Annotated in this window: 6 protein-coding genes; 2 read left to right on the top strand and 4 right to left on the bottom strand. The window is 50.7% G+C overall.

Annotated elements, in window-relative coordinates:
• The 3 genes from parE to RM811_RS03200 all read right to left on the bottom strand — a co-directional run.
• On the bottom strand, positions 1 to 1862 hold a 1862-nt coding region (parE, locus tag RM811_RS03190; RefSeq protein ID WP_402520690.1), incomplete at its 3' end, for a DNA topoisomerase IV subunit B.
• Positions 1863 to 1936: 74 nt separating this feature from the next.
• Positions 1937 to 2539 carry a YqiA/YcfP family alpha/beta fold hydrolase gene (locus RM811_RS03195; RefSeq protein WP_402520692.1) on the bottom strand — a complete coding sequence of 201 codons (603 nt, stop codon included), beginning with the start codon at positions 2537 to 2539 and terminating at the stop codon, positions 1937 to 1939.
• Entirely contained in the window at positions 2536 to 3081 is a 546-nt protein-coding gene (locus RM811_RS03200; protein WP_402520694.1) for a TIGR00730 family Rossman fold protein, read from the bottom strand. Before RM811_RS03200 ends, RM811_RS03195 begins: the two co-directional genes overlap by 4 nt.
• Before the next feature lie 436 nt (positions 3082 to 3517).
• Between RM811_RS03200 and RM811_RS03205 the strand changes: the two genes are divergently transcribed.
• Positions 3518 to 4528: an NADP-dependent oxidoreductase gene (locus RM811_RS03205; RefSeq protein WP_402520696.1), complete on the top strand. Its 1011-nt coding sequence runs from the start codon at positions 3518 to 3520 to the stop codon at positions 4526 to 4528.
• A 98-nt stretch (positions 4529 to 4626) separates the two neighbouring features.
• Complete coding sequence (locus RM811_RS03210; protein ID WP_402520698.1) at positions 4627 to 4869, top strand: DUF6364 family protein; 243 nt, start codon at positions 4627 to 4629, stop codon at positions 4867 to 4869.
• 417 nt (positions 4870 to 5286) lie between these two features.
• On the opposite strand, the gene RM811_RS03215 is transcribed toward RM811_RS03210, so the two are convergent.
• Positions 5287 to 5556: dephospho-CoA kinase (locus tag RM811_RS03215; RefSeq protein ID WP_402520700.1), on the bottom strand; the 270-nt coding region annotated here is incomplete at its 5' end.

A 5556-nucleotide genomic window follows, 5' to 3' on the forward strand; every position in this document is an offset into this window, starting at 1 on the left:
TCCAACCACGACTTTCGATCACCACTACGCTTCTTCGCCAGCAGCATATCCAGCCGCTGATCTGTTTCTTCCCCATCCTCCAGCGTTAGCTGAACCAGACGACGAGTGTCGGCAGACATGGTGGTTTCCCGGAGCTGAAGAGGGTTCATTTCACCCAGTCCCTTGAATCGCTGAACGTTGACCTTGCCTTTCTTTTTCTCCGCACGAATACGCTCAAGGACGCCTTCTTTTTCGGCCTCATCCAGGGCATAAAACACTTCCTTTGCCACATCAATGCGATACAGCGGCGGCATGGCTACATAAATGTGGCCCCGTTCCACCAGCGGGCGGAAGTGTTTCACAAACAGGGCACAGAGCAGCGTGGCAATATGCAATCCATCAGAGTCTGCATCGGCCAGAATACAGAGTTTGCCGTAGCGCAGGCCACTGAGATCATCGGAAGCCGGGTCAACCCCTAATGCCACAGAAATGTCGTGTATTTCCTGAGAGGCCAGCACTTCAGAAGAGTCCACTTCCCAGCTGTTCAGGATTTTACCCCGCAGCGGCATGATGGCCTGGTATTCACGATCCCGCGCCTGTTTGGCAGAACCACCCGCCGAGTCTCCTTCCACCAGGAATAGCTCGGTCATGCTCAGGTCCTGGCTGGAGCAGTCAGCCAGTTTGCCAGGCAGCGCCGGCCCCTGGGTGATTTTTTTACGGGCGACCTTTTTGGATTTACGCATCCGCTTCTGGGCGTTATTAATGCACAGGTCAGCCAGTAATTCGCCCTGCGCGGTGTGCTGGTTCAGCCAGAGGCTAAAGGCATCTTTGGCCACGCCAGAGATAAAGCCAGCGCATTCACGGGAAGACAGGCGCTCTTTGGTTTGCCCGGAGAATTGCGGATCTGCCAGTTTGGCTGAAAGCACGTACGCACAGTTTTCCCAGAGATCATCCGGCCCCAGCTTAACCCCACGGGGCATCAGGTGACGGAATTCACAAAATTCCCGAATGGCTTCCAGCAAACCGGTTCTCAACCCGTTCACATGGGTTCCACCCAGTGCGGTTGGAATCAGGTTGACGTAGCTTTCGGTGAGCAGGTCACCGCCTTCCGGCAACCACTGTACCGCCCAGTCTACGGCTTCGCTTGCACCTTTGAGCGAACCGGTGAACGGTTCGGCGGGCAGTACTTCAAAGCCCCGGGTCGCGCTCTTCAGGTAATCCGTTAAGCCATCTTCGTAATACCACTCGGTGATATCACCAGAAATTTGATCATCAAACTCGACCTTAAGACCAGGACAAAGCACCGCCTTGGCCCTGAGGACATGCATCAACCGGGGAACGGAGAACCGTGGCGAGTCAAAATAACTGGTGTCGGGCCAGAAACGAACGGCGGTGCCGGTATTGCGTCGTCCGCAAGTGCCGGTTTCATGGAGGTCTTCATCTTTATAGCCATTTTTAAAGCTGATGGCCGAAACGATGCCATTACGTCGCACCGAGACTTCCAAACGGCTGGACAGGGCATTCACCACCGAAATCCCAACCCCGTGCAGACCACCGGAGAACTGGTAATTCTTGTTGGAGAATTTACCCCCGGCGTGCAGTCGGGTCAGAATCAACTCGATACCGGAGATGCCATGCTGTGGATGAATATCCGTTGGCATACCCCGGCCATCATCCACCACTTCCAGGGACTGGTCCTTGTACAGGGTAACGCGAATACGGGAGGCAAAACCGGCCAGAGCTTCATCGACACTGTTGTCGATGATTTCCTGGGCAAGATGGTTTGGCCGGGTGGTGTCGGTATACATACCAGGGCGTTTGCGTACCGGGTCAAGGCCACTGAGAACCTCAATTGCCTCGGCATTGTAGTCGTTGTTTACCATGTGTCCCTGCTGACAAATCGTTTAATGAGGCAACGCTTAAAAATAGAGAGTGTAACGAATGCACGGGGATTTGTTCAAACGAATGTCAGAAAATCAAAGACTTCTGGCAGAATTTTCTCAAAATCATCAAAGGCGTGACTTCCCCCTTCCTGAACGATCGCCCTGCATTCTTTGTACTTTTCCACCGCCAGTCGGTAGTCCAGCGTTTCATCAGCGGTCTGTACCAGCAACAGAATATTTTCTGGTGAAAGCAGTGGCTCTACTTCCAGAAGCCGCAGTTGGTCAACGTACTCTTCGGTCATTACCCAGTCTGCTCCCGTGTGATAATTTTTCTGGGGGCCAAGATATGCTTCAAACCGTTCATGGGGAATCACGGCCGGATTGATCAGGGCCAGCCTGACCTTTTGCCGATGCCCATTGTTCAACAGCCAATCCAGTAACCAGATACCGAGAAAGCCCCCCAGGGAGCTCCCGATAATGTAGATATCCCGCTGATTAATCGATTTTTTGATATGGCTCTGCAGACACTGAATAATGTCGGATGGAAAGACCGGCAGATCCGGCACCCATAATTCAATATCCAGCTTATGCTGTTGAACATACTCTGTCGTTTGAATGGCCTTCCCGGACTGGGAAGAGCTATTCAAGCCATGGAGGTAAACCAACAGGGGCTTCATCCACTTACTCCTTTCAGTCTGCGAACAATGTTAGCGGGTGAATCATCAACGATCAGCGAATCAAACAGGTGCTGGTTAAAGAAACCTTCCTGAACCGAATGTTCCAGCCAGGACAGCAGGTGGTCATAGTAACCGGCGGTATTCAAAATCGAGCTTATCTTGTTGTGGTGACCCACCTGCCTCAACGTGATTTCCTGAAACAGTTCATCCATACTTCCTGAGCCACCGGAAAGGGTGATAAACCCGTCAGCCAGTTCACTCATGGTCTTTTTGCGCTCATGCATATCGTCCACGAGGATCAGCTCGGAAAGCCCCTGATGAGCCTGTTCCTGCTGGATCAGAACCCGGGGTATCACCCCCGTCACCCAACCACCCAGGGCCAGTGCCCGGTCAGCGACGATACCCATTAAACCGACATTCCCGCCACCATAGACAATAGCAATGCCCTGCTCCACCAGCGCATCAACCAGCGCTTCTGCAGCCTTTCTGTAATCAGGCTTAAGACCTTTGCTGGCGCCACAAAACAACCCAATGGTTTTCATTTTCCCTCCTGGCATGGCGGCAATGTTTACCGTCTTTCACAGACGGTGATTAAACAATCATCACTCATTGTTCAACAGAATCATAATGGACTATTTACGGAATCCTCGACTTTATCAACCGTCCCGGGTAGCGGCTCCCGTTGTAAGTCAGCAAGTGTCCTGGTCAACTCTTCATACATTAGCCGCCGAAACCAGACATGTCCGGCGTCTTTTATATGCCGTTCATGCCAGATAATAGAATAACGATTACTGCCACAGGGCAAGTGCTCTACAAAGATAGTACGCTGAGATTATCGCAAAAGGGAGTAAATGCTCCTACGATGTAACCCGTATACACGTACATGGAAGGCTGTCTCCCTGACGCCTGAATCAGCGTGTCTACTCATCAATCTACACATCAATCTACACATCAATCTACACATGGGGCTACACCGTTATGCACATTGAAAAAAATCAGGAAATCCATTTACTCAACCGTCCGGAAGGTATGCCCCTGCCAGAGAACTTTGAGCTGGTAACCGTTCCGGTAAACGAGATTGGTGAAGGTGAGGTACTGGTAAAAAATAACTGGATGTCGGTAGACCCTTATATGCGCGGCCGGATGATCGACCGGGAAAGTTATATCGCACCATTTGCTCTGGGAAAAGTTCTGGATGGCGGTGCTATTGGTGAAGTTATTGAGTCCAATAACCCGGCCTTTTCTGTGGGTAGCAAAGTCGCTCACATGAGTGGCTGGCGGGAATATTTCATCAGTGATGGCAAAGACCTGCAACCACTTCCGGCGTCCCCCATTCCTGAGCAGGCCTTTCTCGGGGTTCTTGGGATGCCGGGCATGACCGCCTACACCGGCCTGCTGACTATCGGCGAGCTGAAAAAAGGCGACAATGTTTTTGTTTCGGCGGCCTCTGGCGCGGTGGGCTCGATTGTCTGTCAGATCGCCAAACTGAAAGGCTGTTATGTGGTCGGCAGTGTTGGTTCCGATGTCAAAGCCGAATACCTGAAGCATGAACTGGGCGTTGATGCCGTGATTAACTACAAAGAGAGTCAGGATTTAACCGCAGATCTGGCAAAGGCCTGTCCAAATGGCATTGATGTTTACTTTGAAAATGTGGGTGGCGCTCATCTGGAAGCGGCTCTGAATGTAATGAACGATCACGGGCGTATTGCCGTCTGCGGCATGATCGATCAATACAATGCCACCGAACCAGTTCCCGGACCAACTAACCTTGGGCAGATTATTGTCAAAAAATTAAAACTTCAGGGTTTTATCGTCTTTGAACACTGGGATAACTATCCGACGTTTGTCCAGCAAATGGGGCAATGGATCCAGGAGGGAACGATCAGCTACAAAGAAACAGTCTATCAGGGTATTGAATCAGCCCCGGAAGCCTTTATCGGACTCTTTACCGGCAAGAATACGGGCAAGATGCTGGTAAAACTTGGGTAATGGGTAATAGGCAATTTTTTAACACATAAAAGAGATCTATTCTTGCCTCCATTCGGAACACGGATTATTTTTTAGTAATAACACGTACCGGAGGTAAGATGAGTAAATTGACACTGACCATTGACCCCGAAGTGGTTCGAGAGGCAAAAGAATATGCGGCCAATAACCAGCAAAGCTTATCAACACTAGTGGAAAACTATTTAAAAAGCTTACCTGGTGCCTCCAGCCAGAAAAAAACAGCACTGAATGGAACAGTTGCTGAACTCGCAGGCATCATAAGCGAAGAAGAACCGTTAGAGCTGGACAGTTACACCGATTACCTGCAGGGCAAATACCAATGACCCCCAACCCTGTTTTTTGATACCGCAGCAATTTCTGGAAAGCCTTGAATGCCATTGACAGAAATGCGTGCCTTAGGAAAGCTGCAATTAAGAATATACCATCGTCATTCCGTCTGCGAGCCTGTCGAAAAAGGTTGAAAATGCCGATTTCTACCACCCCTCCGTCTTTCCCGCGAAGGAGGCTGTTGCAAAACCCTCCGGACATCTCGTTCCCACGCAGAGCATGGGAACGAGGGTTTTGCGACAGCCTCGAAGGCGGGAATCCATCTCGAGCAGTGGATCCCCGCCTTCGCGGGGATGACGGTGTGTAGCGGAAATAACGGTGTGTAGCGGAAATAACGGTGTGTAGCGGAAATGACGGAGGATTGGTACTTTCCACCATGTCACTTCCCTAAGCTTTATCAGATGCCCTGAGTCTCAAATGAGGCTCAGGTAAAATTGATGCAGTTCTTCCAGTAAATGGTGCAGCTGTTTTAAAGAGCCGCTGTTATCCACAACATCATCGGCTTTGGCCACTCTCTGTTTCCGCTGGATTTGACTGTTGAGGATCTGTCGGGTCTGTTCTTCCGTCATATTATCCCGGGCCATAGTTCTTTCTATTTGAGCCTTCTCTGGAACATCCACCACAAGCACCCGATCCGCCAGTTCATGCTGACTGGTTTCCAGCATCAGGGGTGAAACCAATAC

Origin of the sequence: Endozoicomonas sp. (assembly GCF_031844845.1) — a bacterium.
Taxonomy (GTDB): Bacteria; Pseudomonadota; Gammaproteobacteria; order Pseudomonadales; family Endozoicomonadaceae; genus Endozoicomonas.

Coding starts and splice junctions, on each gene's coding strand:
- RM811_RS03200 (WP_402520694.1), bottom strand. CDS start 3,081: ATGAAAACCATTGGGTTGTTTTGTGGCGCCAGCAAAGGTCTTAAGCCT.
- RM811_RS03205 (WP_402520696.1), top strand. CDS start 3,518: ATGCACATTGAAAAAAATCAGGAAATCCATTTACTCAACCGTCCGGAA.
- RM811_RS03195 (WP_402520692.1), bottom strand. CDS start 2,539: ATGAAGCCCCTGTTGGTTTACCTCCATGGCTTGAATAGCTCTTCCCAG.
- RM811_RS03210 (WP_402520698.1), top strand. CDS start 4,627: ATGAGTAAATTGACACTGACCATTGACCCCGAAGTGGTTCGAGAGGCA.